At 63.9% G+C, this 823-nt stretch carries 1 pseudogene; it reads right to left on the reverse strand.

The window, feature by feature from the left end:
* Positions 1-626 precede the first annotated feature (626 nt).
* A pseudogene (locus VQ044_RS25390) lies at positions 627-823 on the reverse strand (IS630 family transposase); the annotation flags it as partial.

An 823-nucleotide genomic window follows, 5' to 3' on the forward strand; every position in this document is an offset into this window, starting at 1 on the left:
TCTGGGGCATTACCATGTCGATACGTTACCTGCGCCCTCAAGGGTAAATTCCCGGGTGGTCGATGTCTCATCGTCATTGGCACGGAGGGGGGCCCCTTTTCGTCTCGTCTCTGGCGAGGCGAGCGGCGGGACGCCGGAGGCGAACCCTCCGACTGTTTTACGTCATACGGTCCGCCTCCGGCATCCCGCACGGTGTTTTGCCAACCCCTTGAACACTGTGCCCCGCCCTTAAGCTTCGGCTGCGCCTCGCTGGCGGGACACGCCTGCTGCGATGCGACACCCTCGGCCTTCCAGCGGAGCCCTCGTGCGCTGCCGGATCTTCACGCCCCTTGCGGGACGTTCAAGTGGACCGATCCACAGACCCCTCCTAGTGGGGGACGGTCCGGCGGGCGCTCGGGGCAGTCCGGGCCGGGTCTTCTCCGGAAGAAGCCCCGTCGCGGATACCGCCCGCCAGCCCCCGAACGATCCCGGTGATCATTCGCGCCCGTTTCGTGGGCCGGCGGTCAGGCAAGTATGCAGGAGGGGAAAGCGGCGGGGAGCAAATTTTTGGGGGAGGCGGATTTGGCCGAAGGTGGACTGGCAGCTTGAGGCTGCGGATCGGGCGAATCTGACGCGCATTAAGGCTGCTAGTGGTTTGACTCCAACGTTTGGAACCCTCGATTTCTGGCTGCGATGATTGCGTCTGGATCGGCCCGCCAAACGAAGGGCTTGGGGTCGTTGGCGTTGTATTCGATGACGAAGCGGTTGATGGCGGTCTGTAGATCGACGACGGATCGGAAGACGCCGTGCTTCAGACGGCGGCGGGTCAGCTTGGCAAAGAAGC

The organism is Aurantimonas sp. C2-5-R2 (genome assembly GCF_036549495.1).
Classification (GTDB): domain Bacteria; phylum Pseudomonadota; class Alphaproteobacteria; order Rhizobiales; family Rhizobiaceae; genus Aurantimonas; species Aurantimonas coralicida_A.